This window comes from Aequorivita sp. KMM 9714 (genome assembly GCF_011065475.1).
Lineage (GTDB): Bacteria > Bacteroidota > Bacteroidia > Flavobacteriales > Flavobacteriaceae > Aequorivita > Aequorivita sinensis.
The window spans coordinates 1-21,042 of the sequence record NZ_JAAGRO010000008.1 but is presented as its reverse complement, the minus strand read 5'-3'; the positions used below and the strand labels follow the sequence as shown (position 1 = coordinate 21,042).

Genomic DNA, 21,042 nt, shown 5'->3' with positions numbered 1-21,042 from the left:
TAGACGAAGCTGCTATAAATTGAACGAGAATACTTTTGAACTTATAGAAAAAATTCCCGAAGAATTAATTTGTTATCCACAGGATCTCATTTTTAGTCATTCCACGATTAAAAAATTTACTAATGGCAATCATGATGAAGTTATGTTCGTCATGGAGGACGGCTTTATAAAGGGCGTTGTTCATATTGTGGATTATAACAATAATGATCTGTATGTTGAATTATTTAGACTATTGTTGAAATTTGAAAAGAACATTAGACAACTTTTAGAAAAATATGGTAAGAAAAATGAAGATGTTCTTAATTATTTTGAAAGTGAATCTTTAAATAGCTCTTTTTTCTTAGAGAAAGTTGAATATTATAAAAGTGAAAATGGAAAAGCTAGAATTCTTAACTCCAATATTTTTGAGGCTTTTTACTTAAGAGATTTATTACTATTTTGCTTTTATTCCAATATCTTAAATAAAAGAGATGTTAATCTGAATAAGATAACAGCCATAAGAAATTGGGTTGCCCATTCTCGTGAGGTTATTTATATTAACCCTGATACCAAGCATCCTATTTACAATATTAAAGGATTAAAAGAGTTCGTAGAAAATGTGCAATCTTTATTTAAAGCATTTGATCATGTGGAAATGAAGATTTTAAATGACTGAAAGTATTAAAATTTTTAAATAATCAGATAACGGAATACCTAAATTAAATAAAACTTCCCCCTTTTACGCTAAGCGTTCCGAACTCTTATCCTAACTCTGCAATCACCCTGCACACTTCAAACTTACATTTGTTTTATAATCATAAATAACTAAAGCCATGAATACAAATGTAAAATGTCCTAACTGTAAAGAAGTCTTTAAAGTAGATGATAGTGTATATACAGACATCGTTAAACAAGTACGTGACCAACAGTTTCAAGACGAATTAAATAATCGTTTGGAGTCTGCCAATAAAGAAAAACAAGCAGCTCTTCAGTTAAAAGAGTCTGAATTAAAAATAGCTTTCCAGCAACAGTTGGCAGAAAAACAGAGTGAAATTGAAGCTTTAAAACATAAAAGCAAATCAGAATTAGCAGATGAGGTATCTAAGCAACAAGATATAATAAGGCAATTACAATCGAAGATTGAAAGTTCGGAACTGCAAAAGCAATTGGAACTGCAAAATGCGGTTAATGAACTTCAAAATGAAAAGAATCAACTTGTTAACGATTTAAAATTAAAGGAATCGGAGAAGATAAACCTTGAAAAATCTTTAAAGGAGGATTTTAGAAGAGATTTAGAGCATAAAGCAAAAGAGTTAGAATTAAAAGACGAAGAAATAGAACGTCTAAAGGACTATAAGCAAAAGCTTTCAACTAAAATGCTAGGAGAGACTTTGGAGCAACATTGTGAAACAGAGTTTAACAAGCTAAGAGCAACAGCATTTCAAAAGGCTTATTTCGAAAAAGATAACGATGCGTCTAAAGGGACTAAAGGGGATTATATCTTCAAAGAGCTGGATGAAAACGATAATGAAATCGTTTCAATTATGTTTGAAATGAAGAATGAAAACGACCTAACAGCTTCCAAAAAGAAAAACGAAGACTTCTTCGCCAAGTTGGATAAAGATCGTAGAGATAAGGGCTGTGAATATGCTGTGTTAGTTTCTTTATTAGAAACAGATAATGAGCTCTATAACACCGGAATTGTAGATGTATCGTACAAGTATGAGAAAATGTATGTAGTGCGTCCTCAATTTTTTATACCTATCATTACATTATTAAGGAATGCTGGAATGAAGTCTTTACAGTACAAGGCCGAATTACAACTTGTGAGAAACCAAAATGTAGACATTACTAATTTTGAAGAAAAAATTAACGACTTTAAAACTGGCTTCGCAAGAAACTACGAGTTAGCGAGTCGTAAATTTAAAACCGCAATTGATGAGATTGATAAAACAATGAATCATCTACAGAAAACTAAAGATGCTTTGCTATCATCTGAAAACAATTTGCGTTTGGCAAATAATAAAGCGGATGATTTAACCATCAAGAAGTTAACACATGGAAACCCAACTATGAAGCAGAAGTTTGATAGTTTGAAAAACTAAGAATCATCTATTATCAGTTTGAATGATTTTGAATAAAAGTATATTCAAACTGGGTTAGAATCTTTTAACAATGAATACTATATTTATCATATTATAAAAAACACACATACTACAAATGATCACCGGAGAAACTAAAAGTAAAATAGATAGAATTTGGAACGACTTCTGGACAGGAGGAATATCCAACCCATTAACTGTAGTGGAACAGTTTACCTATCTAATTTTTATAAAGCAATTAGATGATAAACAGATTCTAATGGAAAAGCAGGCCAACCTTTTAGGGGTGCCTATTGAAAAACCTATATATACCAAGGAACAAAGCGCATTGCGTTGGTCAAATTTTAAAAATAAGGACCCAGAAGTGATGTTCGATTTGTTCACAAAGCAACAGCGGGAGCTTAATGATATTACAGCTTTCGACTTTATGAAAACTATTGGCGCTGAAGGTGGTGAGTTTGCGCGGTTTATGAAAGGGGCAATTTTCATGATTCAATCGCCTAAGTTATTGGATAAGGTGGTGCAACAAATAGACCAACTGCCTTTAGATAACAGAGATACTAAAGGGGATCTTTATGAGTATATGCTTTCCAAAATTGCCGAAGCAGGTACCAACGGACAGTTCCGTACGCCACGTCATATTATTAGTATGATGGTGGAAATGACCCAACCTAAAAAGGATGACATTATTTGCGACCCGGCTTGTGGTACAGCGGGATTCTTAGTGAGTGCAGGAGAGTATATTTATCATAACCACAACGACTGGTTTCAAGACAAAACCTTTAGAGAACATTTTAACACTAAGATGTTTAACGGTATTGAGTTCGACCCGTCTATGTTGCGTATTGCCGCCATGAATATGCAATTGCACGGTATGGAAACCCCAGTGCTTATTGGTAAAGATGCACTGAGCGAAGCGAATGCTGATATAGAAAACGAATACACCTTAATTTTAGCAAACCCGCCTTTTAAAGGAAGTTTAGACTATGATGAGGTAGAGAGTAGTTTATTACAAACCACCAAAACAAAGAAAACAGAATTACTGTTTTTAAGCTTGATGCTACGAACCCTAAAAGTTGGAGGACGAGCAGCGGTAATTGTTCCAGATGGCGTGTTGTTTGGTAGCTCTAGAGCGCATAAAAGCATTAGAGAGGAATTGGTAAATAACCAAAAACTTGAAGCTGTGATATCTATGCCTTCAGGAGTGTTTAAACCGTATGCAGGGGTAAGTACAGCGGTATTGTTTTTTACCAAAACCAATTCTGGAGGTACAGATAAAGTGTGGTTTTATGATATGAAAGCGGATGGGTATAGTTTAGATGATAAGCGCTCTGAGATTAAAGACAATGATATTCCTGATATTATACAACGATTTAAAAATTTAGAAGCCGAAGCCGATAGAGCGCGTACCGACCAAAGTTTTATGGTGTCTTTTAAAGAGATTAAAGAGAACGATTGGGACTTGTCAATTAACCGATATAAGGAGATTATTTATGAGGAAATTGAGTATGATTCGCCTGAGACCATTATTGAATCAATAAATCAGCTTGATAATGAAAGGAGAAAATTATTAATAACTATTCAGGGTAGCTTAAAATGAATCAATTGAAATCATATAAATTAGGGGACGTATTAATATACGAACAACCGACAAAATATATTGTTGAATCTACAAATTATAGCAATTCGTTTAAAACGCCAGTTTTAACAGCTGGTCAATCTTTTATATTAGGGTATACAGATGAAGTTGAAGGTGTATTTGATAATTATCCTGTAATTATATTTGATGATTTTACAACTGCAATAAAATATGTAGATTTTCCTTTTAAAGTTAAGTCATCGGCAATGAAAATTTTAAAAGCTGATGAGCATAAAGCAGATATTAAATATTTGTATTACTTAATGCAAACCATCAAGGTTGATAGTGAGCAGCATAAGAGGTATTGGATTTCAAAATATTCCAAACTAAATATAAAACTTCCACCATTAGAAACCCAAAAGAAAATAGCGGTCATTCTAGACGAAGCTGATAAACTTCGCCAACTAGACCAACAACTCATTGAAAAATATGACGCCCTTACACAAAGTCTGTTTTTGGATATGTTTGGGGATCCTGTAACGAATCCAAAGTGGTGGGATGAGATTAGTATTGAGAAAATATCAATAATAGTAACTAAAGGTTCATCACCTAAATGGCAAGGATTTGATTATATAGATTCTGGTGTTCGATTTATAACTAGTGAAAATGTAAGATTAGGTTTTCTTGATTGTGATAAAGATAAATTTGTCAGTGAAGAATTTCATGATAAGTTAGAGCGTTCGAAGCTTAAAGAAAATGATTTATTGGTGAACTTAGTAGGGGCAAGTATTGGAAGAGGTGCTTTGATGGAGAGAAAGTATTTACCAGCAAACATAAACCAAGCAGTAGCTAAAATCGAACTTAATATTGAAAAAATAAATCCGGCTTTTGTTTTAAATCAAATAATTACTCCTCAAATTCAAGAAAGATTAATTGGAAATAAAGTAGAGGGAGCTCGAGCTAATATAAGTTTGAAAAACGTTAGAGAATTAAAAATACTTTATCCTCCAATTGAAATTCAAAACCAATTCGCAGAACGTGTTCAAGCGATAGAAGCTCAGAAAGCTTTAGTTCAGCAAAGCTTAGAAAAAAGTGAGGAATTGTTTAATAGCTTGTTGCAAAAGGCTTTTAAAGGAGAGTTGGTGTGATGTTAGTAAAGTTTGTTTTTATATTAGTTCTTATTGCTTTTACACAATCCTGTAAAGAGAAAACTTCAAGGTCAAATAGTTATTATAATGATTCAGAAAGTAATTATTACTATGAAGATGAAGAAGCATATCCGGACGACACCTATTGCGCCGATGTAGATTATTATAATCCGGATACTGGAGCGAGAAGCAACTATACCTTAAATGTAGAAGTTGAGGATAATGAAGTGACAGTTATACATTTTTCCAGAGGTTGGCTAGATAGTAGCGAATTTTCTTCTGAAGCGTTAGATGAAGACGGGTATTGCTCTATTAGGCTTTATGATGGTAGGCAGTTTGATATTCAAATTACCGGATCAGGATGTTCATTCAGTGATGGATATAGAATTGAAAGTGATATTGAAGATGAAATAGCTGCCGTTACCTGCCCGAGATGTGGTTTTTCAAAATATGAATATGATACGTATTGCAACGATTGTGAGAACCTACTGGAAAATACATGTTCGAGATGCGGAGGGTTTGAGTACTATGTTTATGGCGGATTATGTAGTAGCTGCAAAGACGATGATAATGAGGGTTGGTAATAGCATTGGATAATTAAATCAAACAAAATCTAATTTTAAAGAATAAATAAACTATGGTTGAGATATTTGATGAAATAGAAAATTTTTTCCAACAAAAACAATTTACTCAAGAACAGTTAGATGCTCTTAAACAAGAGATTGCATCTAAATACAAGGATGACCATACCCGTAAATTAGCTACTTCTGCTGTTAATATGAAATTATTGCAGTACACCATGTCCGGTCCGGTTGAATCACGATTAAGGAAATCTAACAATGTTAAGTCTAAACTAAAAATTAAAAAATCGCCCTCCAAAAACAAGAACACGAAGAAAAATCTTAAAAAACAAGGATCAAATAAAGAAGGTGATCTAGGAAATAAAAAGAAAGATATTGTAGAAGTGTTTTTAGAGCGAAACATAAATGAAACTTTAGAAACGGTTGCAGTATATTTAAAGTTATCGCAAGAAGATTTTTTTTCTCGTTTAAAAATTCCGGAAGAAATTATAATTAGCGAAAGCTCTAAACTTAATGATTATCTATGGGAAGCAAATAAACAATGGATTGCGCCAAGATTAAAAACATTGTCGAGGAAACCTATAAGCTCCAAATTAAAGAGAGTCAAAAAATCAAATATCAATAGAAACCACCCAAGCGGTGTATATGGTAAATTGGCTAAATCAAAAAATATAGGTTCATTAATTTACACTAGAATGTAAAATAAAGCATCCTTTAAATTTGTGTTAAATTCTTACTATTTTAGACCTATACCAAACCAACAATTATGCAGAGCAATTTCCAATTTATAAAATATGATTTCCCTGAACTGTTTCGTGAAGCTGTTGAGGCGGAAAAATATGTCTATAAAGCACCCAAATATGCAGCACTACAGTCTAGAGTGGTTTTAGAGCTAACATTAAATTGGCTATACGATAACGATCCAGATTACGAAAGACCTTATGATACTACTTTAGCAGCTTTAATGTATCATGAAGATTTTAAAAATGATATAAAAGAATCCTTTCTTAATGAGTTAACCTTAGTTAGAAAAATAGGGAATAATGCGGCGCACGGTAAAAGAGTCAATAACAGGGAAGCACTAATTTGTCTTAGAAGTATCTTTAGACTTCTCTCTTTTGTTGGTATTAACTATAACGAGGAAAGCCCAGATATTCCACCTTTCAATGAGGCATTAATTCCTACAGGGGAACTCAATGATAAAACTGTAAAAGAGCTTCAGGAGAAATCGGAAGCTGTTGAAAGGTTATTAGCAGAGAAGAAAAAACAACTTGAAAGAACACTCGAACTTCAAAAGGAAAATGACCTACTAAGGTTACAAGTTCAAAAGCATGAAAACTTACTAAAAGAGCGAAAAGAAGAACGTCAAGTTGAGGTAGATTTTGAAGAGAAGATCCCAGAACTTACTTCTGAGCTTGAAACCCGCAAATTATTCATTGATGTGTTACTTAAAGAAGCGGGTTGGGACAATCTGAAACTACATAGGGATTTAGAATATAAAGTGACTGGAATGCCGCAGTCCGTTAATCCTTCTGGCATTGGTTATGTAGATTATGTACTTTGGGATGATAATGGAATGCCATTGGCCGTTGTAGAGGCTAAAAAAACACTACACAGTCCTAAAAATGGGAAGCATCAAGCATACCTGTACGCTAACTGTTTAGAAGAAATGACAGGGCAAAGACCTATCATTTTTTATACTAACGGATTTGAAACGCATGTATGGGATGATACGTTTTATCCTGAACGGGAGGTTAGTGGTTTTTATACCAAAGATGAACTTCAGTATTTAATAGAGCGAAGAAGCACTCGAAAAGATTTAAGAGATTTTCAAGTCAATAGAGATATTGCTGGCCGCCCCTATCAGCTAGAAGCCATAAAAAGAGTTGCAGAAGCGCTGGTAACAACAAGCCAGAATGAGTTAAAAGGGAAAGGCAGAAAAGCTTTATTAGTGATGGCTACAGGTAGCGGTAAAACAAGAGTATCAGCTGCCATTGTAGATATGTTAACCAAAAGCAATTGGGCTAAACGCGTGTTGTTTTTAGCCGATAGAAATGCTTTGGTAACACAAGCCAAGAATGCCTTTAAAGAACATGTTCCACATTTAAGTGCTATAGACCTTACAAAAGAAAAAGAGGATAATGGAACTAGATTAGTCTTTTCCACATATCCAACCATAATGAACCGAATAGATAGTCTTAAAAATGAAGATGGTCGGTTTTATGGTCCAGGACATTTTGATGTGATTATCATTGATGAAGCGCACAGATCTGTTTATCAAAAATACCGAGCAATTTTTGAGTATTTCGATGCTATTTTAATTGGATTAACGGCTACTCCTAAAAAGGATATAGATCATAACACCTATTCCTTATTTAATATTGAAGATGATAACCCCACTTATGCTTATGAGCTTAATCAAGCTGTGCAAGATAAGTTTTTAGTGCCACCAAAGGCTATTAATGTGCCCGTGAAGTTTGTCCATGAGGGTATAAAGTACAGTGAGCTTTCAGAAGAAGATAAACTAAAGTTTGAAGAAACTTTTGCAGATGAAGTTTCAGAAGATGATGAAGATATAGAAATAAGTAAATCTGCTATAAATTCATTTTTATTTAATAATAAAACCATTGATGATGTTCTGGATTACTTGATGAACAATGGTATTAAGGTTGAAGGTGGAGATAAATTGGGAAAAACCATCATTTTCGCTAAAAATCATAAACATGCTGTATTTATAGAAGAGCGTTTTAATAAAAACTATCCGGAGTATTCAGGAAAGTTTTTACGGGTTATCGATAATTATGAATCTAAAGCGCAGGATTTACTTGAAAAGTTCTGTGAAGATAAAGTAGAGTTAGAACCACAAATAGCTGTGTCTGTTGACATGATGGACACCGGTGTAGATGCACCAAGAGTGGTAAATTTAGTGTTTTTTAAACAGGTAAAGTCCTATGCTAAGTTTTGGCAAATGATTGGTAGAGGGACGCGCTTAAGGCCTGATTTGTTTGGTCCTGGTATGGACAAAGAACACTTTATGATATTTGACATTTGTGATAACTTCAGCTTTTTTAATGAGTTTCCAGACGGAATTAAAGGAACAACCACTAAAACCTTATCTCAAAAAGTATTTGAAGCCAAATTAAATATAATTATGGCTGTTAGAGATAATACCGAGTCATCAGCTGAAGAGGATGAGTTGGCCGAAAATTACACCAACCAACTTCATGAAATAATTAGTAGTCTAGACCAAGAACGATTTGAAGTTAGAAAGCACTGGGCTCTTGTAACTGAATTTAGCAGTAGAGATCGCTGGAATAATTTAAGTGTTGGCGATGTGCTTGATTTAAGTACTAACCTATCTGGATTGGCACCATATAATGAAGGTGATGATGAGCTCGCCAAACGATTCGACCTCATAGCACTTAACTTACAACTCATGATTCTCTCAGGGAATAAGAAGGGAGAAGAGGTTTACGTGAAACAAATTTATGGGATAGCACATAGTCTAGAGAAGAAAAGGAATATTCCAAAGGTTAAAGAAAAACTACCTTTAATTAGACAGATCCAAGAAGTAGAATTTTGGAAGAACACCAATGTAAAAGTGGTTGAACATATTAGAATTGAGTTAAGAGACTTGCTAAAGTTTATAGAGAAACAAGAAGTTAAAACTGTCTACACCGATTTAGCAGATGAAATTCAACTACATAAAGTGGCTGAGGTGGATATAATGCCAACGTATTCAAGGTTAAAAAGTTATAAGGACAGGGTAGAGGCATTTATACGTAAAAATAAATCTCATTTAGTAATAGATAAACTTCATAAAAATATTCCTATCACTCCTAAAGAATTAGAGTTGTTAGAATCGTTTTTGTTCAATGACGAATTAGGCACAAAAGAGGAGTACGAAAATGAATACGGCGCTCAGCCTTTAGGTAAGTTTATTAGAAGTATTGTAGGCTTAGACATTGAAACTGTGAATAAGCTTTTTTCAAATTTCATTGAAGATAAAAACCTGAAGCCAGTACAAATTACATTTATTCAAACGCTAATTAATTACCTCAATAAAAACGGTACTCTAGAGAAGCAGCTATTAACTCAACCTCCATTTAACGAGGCTAGTGATAATGGTATTATTGGGTTGTTTGATGATAATAAAGTCCGTGAAATAGTTTCAATAATTGATAGCGTGAATAAGAATATTGGTTAAGTTATTAATTAATTTTTATTAACTACGCGATTAATCTACATAGCGCCATATTAAAACCGTCAACCATGGCGTCAAAGAATTATTGTGATACAAACTCTAAAGAGCTGTAAAAATCATTTTGAATTGAGAGAGTATTGTTTTATAATCTATTAATACTTCCAAGTCTTCATTATTATTCACAAACGTTATAAACGATTTAGAATTATCAAGAAAGTCATTAAGTAAGGGCTTTACTTTATTGAAACGCCTTCTAAAAAATAAGAAAGAATTCAACGTTATTATAATTTTTATTGGTGAAATTCAAAAAGGGAATTACGCAGAACTTTATCTAAAACTCAAGGAAAGATTAAAATATGTAGATGATGTAAAAGTTGCAATTACTACGCTATTAAAAATTAATTCTTCATTAGGAAAAATAGACTTGAAAGCTACTGAAATGACAGTATTAACGAAAAAATTAAAAAGCTAAAACGATTTATTCACTCTGATATTGATTACAAAAGATGGGATTTATTTAATTATAAAGGGAATAAAAAACGCTTACGTTATGATTAAAATTCCACTGTGATTCATGAAGGCTGGGATAATTATACAAGAAGTATTAATAGCTGTTTAGCGCCTTATTTCAGGATAAAGTAAATTTTCTGAGTTTTTATTTTTTGTTAACAGAAGCTAGTTGCTTTCTCTGATGGATGTAGCTTCTATTCCGCTCAGGGAGCTCAGCTGGGGGAAATTTCTTTATTTGAGGTTGATTTAAAAATAATTTAAATTATATGGTACGCGAGGGGTCTCGCGCACCTACTGGGGTCAAATTTCATTACTCGGATTTTTTATAAGTGAAGCTATAACGTAAATATATCAAATAAAAATCACGAATCTCTATAACACAACATTTTAAGGATAATAGTTGGGTAGTGGGGTGATTGCTGGTTTGATGATTTTGCGGTGTTTCAATATTATGGATGAACAGGGAATAGGGAAGGGGGCGTGATGTAATTGCGCGCCAGCGGAGAAGGGAATACTATATAACCGGGCATTTGGGGAGGATCCTTATAGCAGTATTTTGGTTATTTATGAAGTAAAGATTTTAATTTTACTCTAAAACCTAATTTTATAATGACTAGTCACCAAGCACTTCTCCACCACCCCCAATTGATTGATCACAGATATATTTTTTTAATTGATTAATTTCATTAATGTATTTATTTGTGTTAGCTTGATCATATAGCGGCATTGTGCTCCCTATGGATGTGTCGAATATACTACAATATTCAACGGGGGCACGATAAGGAAACCTACCCCCAGTACCATCTTTTGAGTGGCATGAAGTGCATTTTTTTTCTGACTCTACAAAGGCTATTGGACTGAGGAGTGGAGGAGGAGGATTCCCTAAAACATGCTCATAGGTTTCTGTAACAGCAGCATGATTAAACATTGGGTTATACCAATCTGTACCCATCAAATTTGGTAATGTATTTGGAGTATCGAGAAAATCACGTTTTAATTTAGCGGCTTCAATAAATACAGGATCTTCAGGGTGCACAATAAATGGGTTTTCTCCTGCGTGGCATCTTGTACAATATGTAATAATTCTATTGTCTACATCGTTTACGTCAAGTTCCTCATTAAATTCACCAACTAAATTAGATTCATTATATACAAGTCCGTCTCTTTCAAAAAAACAGGCGTTATTGCTTTGAGTTCCAAAACATATCAGATCATAATGACCAGATTCATATTCGTTTATGGCATTGCTAATCATTGCGATGCAGAAACCTGGTGGATCTAAACTTCTATAGATGAACAGCTCTCTTTTTCTTTCGGTTTCTGCATATTTTTCTAGACGACCAAGTTTAACCCATGTGGAATCAAATAGTTTATTGGGAACAGGCACTCCAGCATCTATACAGTCTTGAATATACTTTGGACCACTTTCCACAGGTTCAATAAATACATCCAAGTTTTCAAATTTGTCCAAACCTTCTAACTCCAACTCAAATGCTATGTCTGTTTCAATCCCCTTAGCCCAAGGTACGTCTTCTGTTGGAAGTATGGGATTCTTTTGGATGTTTGTAATGTAATACAAGCGTAAAGCATTGTTTATTGGTTCTATATTTGAAACTTCGACTCTTTGTTCTTTCTCTAGTAACCAATCAAGAAAAAGTGCATTGGCAAGAACTTTATTTGTAACTAAATTGTTGATTTTTCCTCTTAACCTTCTCTCTGTTTTGGGATCACTTTTCTTTAAGTTCTTTAATAGTGATTTAATATAATACTCCTGAACACCTAAAATAAAGTCCTCACTAGGTGTAATCGAATTACCATCAGTTCCATAAATTGACCCATGAGCTACAGCCAAAATAGGGTCAGTAGTAAAGTTTATATATTTTGGTCGGGGACGGCACGCCGATATTGTTATGGCTAAAAATAATGAGAAAATTATAATATTTGATTTTTGGAAGATTGTTTTCAGATTTTCCATAATTAAGATTTTTTGTATGCTATAACCAAACTAGTAATTTACATTTATGACCTTGTTACAGGTTATCTTGTAATTTTTTGAAGAATTGCACATTGCACATAATTAAATTACCGCCAACAATTTCTACAATAGGATATTTTAAATTAATCAGTTTTTGTGTGTGAGGTAGTGTTTGTGTTTTCGTTATTCTATATACCTGTCAAGCTATGTTTCATGAGGTATATAGAATATTTAATCGTTTCTTTTAAGAAACAGGTTGATTAAAAAGAGAAGTAAAATCTAGCGTTAATTGCTATCTGTAATTTTTTATTAAAACAAGCTAAAGTTTATTGATCTCTAAAACTAGATAAAATATTAATCCGATGTTTCTTCATCCTTAATTGGTACAACAGATATTGAAATCACTTCTGAATTCGGATTCCAATAAATAGGTTTTTCGTTTCTCAATAAAGCTATTACAAAACTATAGTCACTATGCTATTCTAATAATTTCTATCTAGACTATGTCTAATTCTCTGAGTTCATTATATATCCTATTAATAAAGCTTAGTTTCTCTCTATTATGTTTAATGGACCAATCTTTTTAATAACCTCTATCAAATAAATATTTCATTTTAAGTGTTTAAAGCAATAGGAATCACTAATAAAAACAACTCTAATTCTTTTTTCGGGTTCTCCGAAACTTAAAATGTTCACTCCAAGGATGAAAAGCTTTCTGTGGAGATAATTTTAAATAGTTCTATTTTAAATTTTACGATTAACACTTAAAGATACTAAAATAATTTTATTTAATACTGAAAATCAGTATTTTATGTTGTTTGAATAAGTGTTGTGAGATGATATTGTTCGTTAAACTATATACTATTTGGAAGTATATCGTAAGTTATGTTTTATGTGATATACGTAGGAATAAGGGTTTCCTTAAATAAAAAAAAAGATTCTACTCTTGTAGAATCTTTTCCATTTAGTCGAGATGACAGGAAGATAACCCTGTGTGTTACCCATTGATTATCAGTAAGTTAGCTCTTTGTGTTTCAGAGGGGTGTCTGATTAGGGTATATATGATTTAATGTGCGTTGAATTGATTTACCTTCATATTCAATTGTAAAGATAAGAACTTTTGTCTAATGTCAGTCATAAGAAATAATGCAGATTAGTTGTTTTTAAGAAAGTCCTTTACTGTCTCAATATTAATACCCGTGAATTCTGCGAACTCATCCACGGTAATGAACTGATGAGGTTGTTTGTCTAAATGCTTTCTGATCTGGTGTAGGAGTAGCCTTCCGTATCGCTCACTTCTTCCAGTGATGCGCTGGACGTCTTTAGGGAATATGCAAACTCGATTTGACTTCATAATATTTTATTTATACTCCATCCATACTTCATCTATGCTTTTAGTATACCTCATCTATATTCAAAATATGTGTTTGATGTTGCGGAAGATTTGGTAAAAAGTGTTGTATCCGGAATGGGTGGAGGGTCAAAATCGTGTTGAGCTATAAAAATACGGTGATTTGTTGAGAATTTAAAATTTTATAGCAATGGCAAGACAAAGTGGTATTATCAAATTGAAAGGAACTATCGGTGATATTTCTTTTTACAAGACTACGGATGGACACTTGGCTCGTGAAAAGGGCGGAGTGGATAAGAACCGTATTATGAACGATCCTGCTTTCCAGAGAACTCGTGAAAATGGTGCTGAATTTGGACGCGCTGGTAAGGGTGGAAAGCTTGTTAGAAATGCGCTGCGTATTTTGATGCAAAACGCAAAGGATAAACGTGTTACAAGTAGGCTAACCAAAGAAATACTTGTAGTTGTGAAATCGGATGGGGTGAATGACAGAGGGTTGAGAACTGTCCAGGATGGTGATTTTACTCATTTGAATGGATTTGACTTCAACATTCGAGGGAAATTAGGGAGTACTCTCTTTTCTCCTTACACTGCATCTTTTGACCGAATTACTGGAGAGTTTTCAGCGAGCCTAGATCCGTTTAGTCCTATTGTTAGAATTGCTGCTCCGAGTGGAACTACTCATTTTAGAATGATTTCTGGTGCTGCGGAATTGGATTTTGTGACTGAGGAATTTGTTTTCGATATGGATAATTCAGCAATTCTACCATATTCGGCGCCTGATACAGCGGCGATGAACTTGGTTTCTACGCTTAGTGCAAACTCAACACTTCCTGTTGTAGGGGTATTAGGAGTTGAGTTTTATCAGGAGGTAAATGGTGAGATGTATTCGCTGAAAAACGGAATGTATAACGCCTTGGCAATTGTGCTTACGGATAAGTAGTAAACAATGGAGCTAGTTTTGAAACGAAGTTATTATAAAGAGGGAACCAATGGTTCTCTCTTTTTGAATAATCGATTTTTGTGTTTCACAATTGAGCTTCCTTGGGTAGATAATCGGAGGATGGAATCTTGTATTCCTGAGGACTCTTATAAACTTGAGGCTAGATATTCAAAACGGTTTGGGAATCATTTATTGGTCAAGAATGTTCCTAACCGAAAGTTGATTTTGCTACATCCAGCTAATTACGCAAAGGAAGAGCTACGTGGATGTATTGCTCCTGTGTCGGAGTTGATAGGCATTGGAAGGGGAAGTAATTCCCGGTTGGCGATGCAAAAGGTGCTTTCGTTGTGCCACCAGACCTTTGACCGAAAAGAGGAAGTTGTATTAACCATTAAAAACAGTTTGTATGAACATATTAGATCGATATAAGAAGCCTACGCCAAAATTTTTTAAAATTTTGCGCAATGTTGGTATTGCGTTGGGTGCATCTGGAGCTGCAATTTTGACGGCTCCTATCACGCTGCCTGCAACATTAATATCTATTGCTTCTTATCTAACAGTGGCTGGAACTGTCGTTACAGCGGTGAGTCAGGCGGTGGTGAGTGATGGTGAAGAATTAAAAAATACAGAAAATAATAATTGAGAAGATGTCATTTAAATCGCTTTCAACAATTGTTGGTACTTGTGGTGGTACTTTTTTGGCTACGTGGCCGGTTATTGGGTCGGATGATTTAATTCGAACAGGGATCCTAGCATTTGTTGGTGCAGTAGTTAGTTTTTCGGTATCGATATCTTTAAAAATTGTTGTTAAAAATTTATTTTCTGCAAAATTTAAATCGGATGTAAGTTTTCGGAAGAAGAAAGATGAAACAGCGGAATAACTAATAAGAAAACAATTCTGCTTTAAATAAATTTTGAGAAAATACTTAAGATTTTAAAATTAATTGAGGTTTTTTCTTTTTTGCATTGCCCAAAAAAGAAACAAAAAAGTCTAGGCTGACGAAAACTTATCTAAATTTTTCATTCGACGCCTAAATTTTAGGAACTCGCTTTAAAGATTTTTGATATCCTAATAAATTGGATTGCTCAAACAGCCTAAAATTTTGACGGCGTTCTCATTTCAAATTATTACGATAAGTTTTCGATAGGCCGGGGTAACAAGATTAAAAATCTAGCATTATTTAACTTTAAATCGGATATAAGTTTTCGGAAGAAGAATTCAGATGAGGTTTAGATTTTCATTTTATATATATTCAGAAGCCCAGGGAATTACTCCTGGGCTTTTTCATTCTCGGATAAAACGTTCAATCTCTATCCAGTTGGTAGGACTGCATCAGTAATAGTTTGTATTGGTTAATGCAGTTTTGTTGGTGCTGAAGAACTTTGATTAATTGCTCCAGTTTTTCAAGGGCTTGGAAGCGGCCGTTCCAATGGTGTCCTTCATAGTTTAAGATCATTCGTTTCAATAGTGATTGAACTTCGCCAATTCGGATAAATGGAATTACGGACCCGCATAATCTTGTACGAAAGTAGTGCCTAGTGTATAAGATGTTGCAAATCCAATAGAGCTGATGTGCTTGTTTTTCAGACTTTACCGTTATTACAAATGAGTTTGTGAATTCAGAAACACTTGGTTTTCCGGCATTGCTTCCTTTGCTAAGGATGAAGAAATGTGGGGCTTGGTACGTTTGCCCTAGTCGATGTGTTTTGATTTTGAAAGCTTTCATAATGCATCAATTTTTAATTAAACTTTATTGAGAATCACTTTTCTGCTTTCATTTTTTTTCGGAAAAACGAAATGAAGAAAAGAGAAAGCTTTGGACCAGGAGGGTTGCTAGGGTTGTCAAGGTTTTTGAATGAAAATACTACCTCAAGGGTGGAGATTTTCATAAAAACACAAAGTGCTTGACCTTGATAACCCGTTGTGTGGCTGGTGCAGAAGAAGCAACCCTCCTAACTTTGCGTAGCTCCTTTGCTTTAAGGAATGAATATCTTTAGGTGCTTGTTGTGTAGTGAATAATGTTTTATTCCGTCTCTTTTTGAATTCAAAACACTTTTTATATTAAGTATAATTTAACTATGTTTGAGGTTGAAGCTTAGTGCTTCATTCTCTCCCCAATTAATTTAACCCTGAAAGCCTGTATTGGCTTTTAGGGTTTGATGTAGCATTTAATAAGAAATATAAGGGCGTATATATAATATATGCGTGTGTTATATCTAACATGTTGTTAGAGATTTAAATAAATTATCCCTTAACTCTTTTAAGAAAATAATTTGAACAAAAATTGAATGTCTGGAGATACCAACCATATTGCTGTAATAGAAAGCCTCAGTGACGAACTTAAAACTGGGAAAGAATTATATGAAGATTGTATTAGAAGAAATATTGATTTTAAAGGAAAGTCTATTTCCCACAGGTATCATTCAGTCCATTCTAAAGATAACTTTATTGAAATCTTAAAATATTACGAAATAAATTCAAAATATATGGAAGGTGGATTATTGTTTCACCTAGAAATGCACGGAGCTGAAAACAAATCAGGATTAGTTTTGTCCAATGGAGAGCTTATAGAATGGGAAGAGCTTACAAATCATTTTCGTCCTATTAATATTTCAACCTGTAATAAATTGTTTATCACAATGGCTACTTGTTATGGACGATATTTATGCAAAGGTGTTAATCAATTTGAAAAATCACCCTTTTCAGGTTTTATTTCTGCCAGTTTATCGGTTCAAGCAGGAGAAATCCAAGAAGTTTTTACTTATCTATTTGAGAGACTTATCGACAAAGGCAATATTGTAGAAGCCTACTTGGTAATGGAGAAATTAAAGTCTAAGTTTTATTACAAAGATTCAAAAAGAGTATTGGAAGAAGCCATTGCTTCAACTATAAATAAATTAAAAGACAATGAAAAGATGAAGATGGATTTCATTAATGAATCTAGAAAACAAATGATTAATGATGGATTTGTCCCCGGAAGTTTAGAAGATTCACAAAAGTTATTTTCCATTGTCATTAATGATTACATTGAAAAACAAAAAAAGTCATTTCAAATAGATTGTGAATAAACCACTGTTAACAAACGTTTTTGTGCAAGTGCTGCTATGGTTTTAAAATCTAAGACAGGTTATTGCTTGTTTCGTTCTAAACCCAAAGTTTTGGTTTGTTTTAACGCACTTGCACAAAGCCGCTAGACGTTGTAGTGCATTTAAAAATCGAGATTCAAACAAACCTAAAGGTATATTTTAATACTTTTGCAAACAATATGAAATACCCATTAGAATACTTAACAGATAGTGATTTTGAAATCTTAGTTGCATTAATTTGTAGTGAGATTTTGGGAACTGGAACTATCGTTTTTTCTGAAGGTAAGGATGGTGGAAGGGATGCCGAGTTTAACGGAACAGCTAATAATTATCCAAGTAAAATAGGACCTTGGAGGGGTAAAATTATTATTCAAGCAAAACACACCCAGAGAAATAATGCAAGTTGTTCAGAAAGCGACTTTCAATCAATTCTAAAAAAAAGTGTCATTCCTGCAATTCAAAAATTAAAAAAGAAGGGTGAAATAGATTATTATTTACTTTTCACAAACAGAAAATTAAGTGGTGGCCAACATCCTAAAATTGAAGATATTTTTGATACAAATACCGGAATTGAAAATAGAGTCATTGGTTTAGAGCAAATTGAATTATGGATAAATTCATATCCTTTAATTGCAAAAAGATTAAATCTTAACAAACTACTTCTACCTCTAAATTTTGATGAAAATGATTTAAGGCTTATAGTCAACTCTTTCAGTAAATTAGATAAGAAAAAAGGAGAGTTATCAAAAATTCCAGAAAATCGTGATATTGAAAATAAAAACAAATTAAACGCACTAAGTAAAGAATATTTTGATAACGTAATCAAAAAAAATCTAATCTATTTTGGACAAATAAGAGCATTTCTAACAGATTCAATCAATAAGGAATATTTAGATAAGTATGAAAACACTATAGATGATATAAATGCAAAAATAACTGTTCACAGAACTGATTTTGAAAAATTTGAAATGATATTAGAATTCTTATATGATTTCATAGTTGAAAATAATACAGAGTTAAAAAATAAACGTAGATTAGTTCGTCTATTCTTGCATTATATGTATTATAACTGTGATATTGGAATTAATGAATAAATTATGCTAACACCAACAAAACATACGAACATTAAATATTCTGTAATTTATATTGCAGGAAAGATTTTGGGCTTCCTAAAAGAGGAAACTTCAATAAAATATGAAGATTTAAAAGAAATGTTAGTAAGTGAAATTGGAGTAAATGCAAAAAACAATATCAATTATTCATTAACCTTTTTATTTTCTGTTGGCAAAATAGAATACTTGAATAACATGGACGCAATTACGTTAATCAACGACAATAATGAAGATTAGTAAAATATATTCTAATAAAAATTTCAAGAATATTGAATTTAATGAAAAATTCAATGCTATTGTTGCGTCAAAACAATCAAATGAAAAGAAAGATACACACGGCTTAGGTAAATCAACATTAATTAGAGTTATTGATTTTTTACTCTTATCAAGTTTTAATAAGAACACAGATAAGCTTTTAGGTAATGAGCTTTTTATTGGTCAAGAGTTTTATGGAGAATTCAAACTAAATAATGGAAAATATTTACTTATTAAACGTACTATTAATTCTGCTACTAAAGTATTTTTCAAATTAAATAACTCTAAGCTCGATGGTTTTAAATTGGATATTGATTGGGATGAAGAATTAACATTCAAAAAAGCAAGAGCAAAACTAAATGAATACCTAGATTTTAATGTATTACCAAATTGGGATTATAGAAAATCTATAACCTATTTTTTAAGAAGTCAACAAGATTTTTTAGATGTTTTTAAATTGAATAAATTTAAAGGTAAACATAAAGAATGGAAACCTTTTGTTTTTGATTTGCTTGGATTTAACGGAACATTAATTTTAGAGAAATTAGAAATTGAAGAGGAAATAGATGACTTAAAGAAGAAAACACAAACTTTAAGGCTAGAAGCTCAAATAGATACTTCTGAAAAAGACAGATTAGAAGGACTTTTAGAGATAAAGAAAATTGAACTTTTAGAGATTAAAAACCAAATAGATAAATTCAATTTTTTTAAAGAAGATATTCTTACAAACAAGCATCTTGTTGAAGAAATTGATATAAAACTTCAAGCATTCAATACTGATCGGTATAGAATTTCATATGAAATTAATAAAATAGAATCTTCACTATCTGAAATAAATGATGATATTGACAAAAAGGAGATTAATAGTCTTTTTGAAGAAGTAAAATTGTATTATCCTGAGCAATTAAAAAAGGAATACGAAGATTTAATTAATTTTCAAAAATCATTAACTACAGAACGCAAAGAATATCTTACTGAAACTTTAAGTTTGTTAAAACTTGATTATGCTGAATTAAACAAAAGCATTGAAGAAATTGAATCTCGAAAAAGCGATTTATTGTCCTTATTAACAGAAAAAGATAGTTATTTTAAATTTAAAGAATACCAGAAAAAAACAATTGGTATTGAGGTTGAAATTGAACGGATTAAGGATAAATTAGAAGCAATTGATAATTCTTTAATAATAGAAAGAGAAATAAAAATCAATCAAGAACTTGTCAGCTCAAAAATAGACGAATTAAAGAAAGCACTAATAGAAAGAAAGCATTCAAATATTAATAGAATTTTTAACTCTATTATAAAAGAAATATTAGATACAAATGCTCTAATTTCATTGAAGTTAAATAATCAAGGAAATGTTGAGTTTAATGCTGATTACCAAAATAAAACAGATTTATTAAAAACTTCTGAATCGCAAGGAACAACATATAAAAAATTACTTTGTGTTGCATTTGACTTATCTCTATTAGTTAATTATTCTGATAAATCCTTCTACAAATTTGTTTATCACGATGGAGTTTTAGAAGGTTTGGACGACAGAATTAAAATTAGATATATAAATCTTATCAAAGAGTTTTGTGAAGAATATGACTTACAATATATAGTCACTTTAATAGACTCTGACTTACCGAAAGATATGCCTGATTTAATTGAAGATAAAGATATTTGTCTAAGACTGAACGATAAAAATAACTCTGGAAAGTTATTTTTGAATAGTTTCTAAAAAAATGACTGACTGTAAGCAATGCAGGGTTTTGTACTAATTTCATAAGCCGTTGTATATTTATGAAATAAGTTCCCGTTCGAAAATGACTGCATTTTTTGGCGCACTGCTCATTGCCCAAATGTTGTCAATCGGGTGAAATTTTTGGACTTCATTTTACATTATTAATAATAATCGATTCAATTCTGCAATTTTCAATTTTGTTTTATCATATTTTTTCCGTAACGATTAAAAAAAAGAGCCCCCTAAAACGGGAGCTCTGTGAGGCAGCACTCTATCCAAAATATGCGCAACGTGTACTCCTTGAAGCCTACGTAATGCGCACCAATAAAGAACGGCTTGCCCGAGGTGCGTATGCCCGCCAGTAACCATCGGCTGCCTAAACGGACTCTAAACAAAAACTTGAACATAATGCCATTTAACACAGGATCGGTGCGACTGATGCAAGGGATGGATGGAAAAATACTACCTGATAAGGTGGAGATTTTTTCAT

At 32.6% G+C, this 21,042-nt stretch carries 19 protein-coding genes; 16 read left to right on the top strand and 3 right to left on the bottom strand.

Going from position 1 to position 21,042, the window contains the following annotated elements; all coding sequences use genetic code 11:
- The first annotated feature begins 19 nt into the window (after positions 1-19).
- The 8 genes from G3A46_RS13295 (at position 20) to G3A46_RS13260 (ending at position 10,065) form a co-directional block, all read left to right on the top strand.
- Entirely contained in the window at positions 20-655 is a 636-nt protein-coding gene (locus G3A46_RS13295; RefSeq protein WP_165150525.1) for a hypothetical protein, read from the top strand.
- Positions 656-812: 157 nt separating this feature from the next.
- A complete protein-coding gene (locus G3A46_RS13290) occupies positions 813-2,084 on the top strand; it encodes a DUF2130 domain-containing protein (protein ID WP_165150523.1) in 1,272 nt (423 codons plus the stop codon).
- 115 nt (positions 2,085-2,199) lie between these two features.
- Complete coding sequence (locus G3A46_RS13285; RefSeq protein WP_165150521.1) at positions 2,200-3,681, top strand: class I SAM-dependent DNA methyltransferase; 1,482 nt, start codon at positions 2,200-2,202, stop codon at positions 3,679-3,681.
- 5 nt (positions 3,682-3,686) lie between these two features.
- Positions 3,687-4,808, top strand: a complete 1,122-nt coding sequence (locus tag G3A46_RS13280) for a restriction endonuclease subunit S (RefSeq protein WP_165150519.1) — start codon at positions 3,687-3,689, stop codon at positions 4,806-4,808.
- Positions 4,808-5,392 carry a hypothetical protein gene (locus G3A46_RS13275; RefSeq protein WP_206736023.1) on the top strand — a complete coding sequence of 195 codons (585 nt, stop codon included), beginning with the start codon at positions 4,808-4,810 and terminating at the stop codon, positions 5,390-5,392. The genes G3A46_RS13280 and G3A46_RS13275 overlap by 1 nt, the downstream gene beginning before the upstream one ends.
- Positions 5,393-5,445: 53 nt before the next feature.
- Positions 5,446-6,090: a hypothetical protein gene (locus tag G3A46_RS13270; protein ID WP_165150515.1), complete on the top strand. Its 645-nt coding sequence runs from the start codon at positions 5,446-5,448 to the stop codon at positions 6,088-6,090.
- A 65-nt stretch (positions 6,091-6,155) separates the two neighbouring features.
- A complete protein-coding gene (locus G3A46_RS13265) occupies positions 6,156-9,596 on the top strand; it encodes a DEAD/DEAH box helicase family protein (protein WP_165150513.1) in 3,441 nt (1,146 codons plus the stop codon).
- Positions 9,597-9,834: 238 nt separating this feature from the next.
- On the top strand, positions 9,835-10,065 hold the full coding sequence (locus G3A46_RS13260) for a hypothetical protein (RefSeq protein ID WP_165150511.1): 231 nt from the start codon (positions 9,835-9,837) through the stop codon (positions 10,063-10,065).
- 651 nt (positions 10,066-10,716) lie between these two features.
- Here the strand turns inward: G3A46_RS13260 and G3A46_RS13255 are convergent.
- Positions 10,717-11,955, bottom strand: a complete 1,239-nt coding sequence (locus G3A46_RS13255; protein WP_165150509.1) for a hypothetical protein — start codon at positions 11,953-11,955, stop codon at positions 10,717-10,719.
- Positions 11,956-13,231: 1,276 nt separating this feature from the next.
- The gene (locus G3A46_RS13250) at positions 13,232-13,432 is read right to left on the bottom strand and encodes a hypothetical protein (protein WP_165150507.1); all 201 of its coding nucleotides are present in this window, start codon (positions 13,430-13,432) and stop codon (positions 13,232-13,234) included.
- 187 nt (positions 13,433-13,619) lie between these two features.
- On the opposite strand from G3A46_RS13250, the gene G3A46_RS13245 reads away from it, so the two are divergent.
- From G3A46_RS13245 to G3A46_RS13235, 4 genes are read left to right on the top strand one after another with little or no spacing between them, the layout of a single operon-like run.
- A complete protein-coding gene (locus tag G3A46_RS13245) occupies positions 13,620-14,372 on the top strand; it encodes a hypothetical protein (protein ID WP_165150505.1) in 753 nt (250 codons plus the stop codon).
- A 6-nt stretch (positions 14,373-14,378) separates the two neighbouring features.
- Entirely contained in the window at positions 14,379-14,801 is a 423-nt protein-coding gene (locus G3A46_RS14375) for a DUF5675 family protein (protein ID WP_241836901.1), read from the top strand.
- Positions 14,779-15,015: a hypothetical protein gene (locus G3A46_RS13240; protein WP_165150503.1), complete on the top strand. Its 237-nt coding sequence runs from the start codon at positions 14,779-14,781 to the stop codon at positions 15,013-15,015. Before G3A46_RS14375 ends, G3A46_RS13240 begins: the two co-directional genes overlap by 23 nt.
- Positions 15,016-15,019: 4 nt before the next feature.
- Positions 15,020-15,253: a hypothetical protein gene (locus G3A46_RS13235; protein ID WP_165150490.1), complete on the top strand. Its 234-nt coding sequence runs from the start codon at positions 15,020-15,022 to the stop codon at positions 15,251-15,253.
- Between the two features lie 423 nt (positions 15,254-15,676).
- Here the strand turns inward: G3A46_RS13235 and G3A46_RS13230 are convergent, their stop codons facing one another.
- The gene (locus G3A46_RS13230; RefSeq protein ID WP_165150501.1) at positions 15,677-16,099 is read right to left on the bottom strand and encodes a hypothetical protein; all 423 of its coding nucleotides are present in this window, start codon (positions 16,097-16,099) and stop codon (positions 15,677-15,679) included.
- 562 nt (positions 16,100-16,661) lie between these two features.
- Between G3A46_RS13230 and G3A46_RS13225 the strand changes: the two genes are divergently transcribed.
- The 4 genes from G3A46_RS13225 (at position 16,662) to G3A46_RS13210 (ending at position 20,549) form a co-directional block, all read left to right on the top strand.
- Positions 16,662-17,441: a hypothetical protein gene (locus G3A46_RS13225; RefSeq protein WP_165150498.1), complete on the top strand. Its 780-nt coding sequence runs from the start codon at positions 16,662-16,664 to the stop codon at positions 17,439-17,441.
- A 197-nt stretch (positions 17,442-17,638) separates the two neighbouring features.
- Positions 17,639-18,553 carry an ABC-three component system protein gene (locus G3A46_RS13220; protein ID WP_165150496.1) on the top strand — a complete coding sequence of 305 codons (915 nt, stop codon included), beginning with the start codon at positions 17,639-17,641 and terminating at the stop codon, positions 18,551-18,553.
- A gap of 3 nt (positions 18,554-18,556) precedes the next feature.
- Positions 18,557-18,808, top strand: a complete 252-nt coding sequence (locus G3A46_RS13215; protein WP_165150494.1) for an ABC-three component system middle component 8 — start codon at positions 18,557-18,559, stop codon at positions 18,806-18,808.
- Positions 18,798-20,549 carry a DUF2326 domain-containing protein gene (locus tag G3A46_RS13210; RefSeq protein WP_165150492.1) on the top strand — a complete coding sequence of 584 codons (1,752 nt, stop codon included), beginning with the start codon at positions 18,798-18,800 and terminating at the stop codon, positions 20,547-20,549. Before G3A46_RS13215 ends, G3A46_RS13210 begins: the two co-directional genes overlap by 11 nt.
- Positions 20,550-21,042 lie beyond the last annotated feature (493 nt).

What these genes read in the sequence shown, in the direction of transcription:
- G3A46_RS13250 (WP_165150507.1), bottom strand. Translation starts at nt 13,432, where the DNA reads ATGAAGTCAAATCGAGTTTGCATATTCCCTAAAGACGTCCAGCGCATC.
- G3A46_RS13215 (WP_165150494.1), top strand. Translation starts at nt 18,557, where the DNA reads ATGCTAACACCAACAAAACATACGAACATTAAATATTCTGTAATTTAT.
- G3A46_RS13220 (WP_165150496.1), top strand. Translation starts at nt 17,639, where the DNA reads ATGAAATACCCATTAGAATACTTAACAGATAGTGATTTTGAAATCTTA.
- G3A46_RS13285 (WP_165150521.1), top strand. Translation starts at nt 2,200, where the DNA reads ATGATCACCGGAGAAACTAAAAGTAAAATAGATAGAATTTGGAACGAC.
- G3A46_RS13230 (WP_165150501.1), bottom strand. Translation starts at nt 16,099, where the DNA reads ATGAAAGCTTTCAAAATCAAAACACATCGACTAGGGCAAACGTACCAA.
- G3A46_RS13225 (WP_165150498.1), top strand. Translation starts at nt 16,662, where the DNA reads ATGTCTGGAGATACCAACCATATTGCTGTAATAGAAAGCCTCAGTGAC.
- G3A46_RS13245 (WP_165150505.1), top strand. Translation starts at nt 13,620, where the DNA reads ATGGCAAGACAAAGTGGTATTATCAAATTGAAAGGAACTATCGGTGAT.
- G3A46_RS13270 (WP_165150515.1), top strand. Translation starts at nt 5,446, where the DNA reads ATGGTTGAGATATTTGATGAAATAGAAAATTTTTTCCAACAAAAACAA.
- G3A46_RS14375 (WP_241836901.1), top strand. Translation starts at nt 14,379, where the DNA reads ATGGAGCTAGTTTTGAAACGAAGTTATTATAAAGAGGGAACCAATGGT.
- G3A46_RS13240 (WP_165150503.1), top strand. Translation starts at nt 14,779, where the DNA reads ATGAACATATTAGATCGATATAAGAAGCCTACGCCAAAATTTTTTAAA.
- G3A46_RS13235 (WP_165150490.1), top strand. Translation starts at nt 15,020, where the DNA reads ATGTCATTTAAATCGCTTTCAACAATTGTTGGTACTTGTGGTGGTACT.
- G3A46_RS13210 (WP_165150492.1), top strand. Translation starts at nt 18,798, where the DNA reads ATGAAGATTAGTAAAATATATTCTAATAAAAATTTCAAGAATATTGAA.
- G3A46_RS13275 (WP_206736023.1), top strand. Translation starts at nt 4,808, where the DNA reads ATGTTAGTAAAGTTTGTTTTTATATTAGTTCTTATTGCTTTTACACAA.
- G3A46_RS13265 (WP_165150513.1), top strand. Translation starts at nt 6,156, where the DNA reads ATGCAGAGCAATTTCCAATTTATAAAATATGATTTCCCTGAACTGTTT.
- G3A46_RS13290 (WP_165150523.1), top strand. Translation starts at nt 813, where the DNA reads ATGAATACAAATGTAAAATGTCCTAACTGTAAAGAAGTCTTTAAAGTA.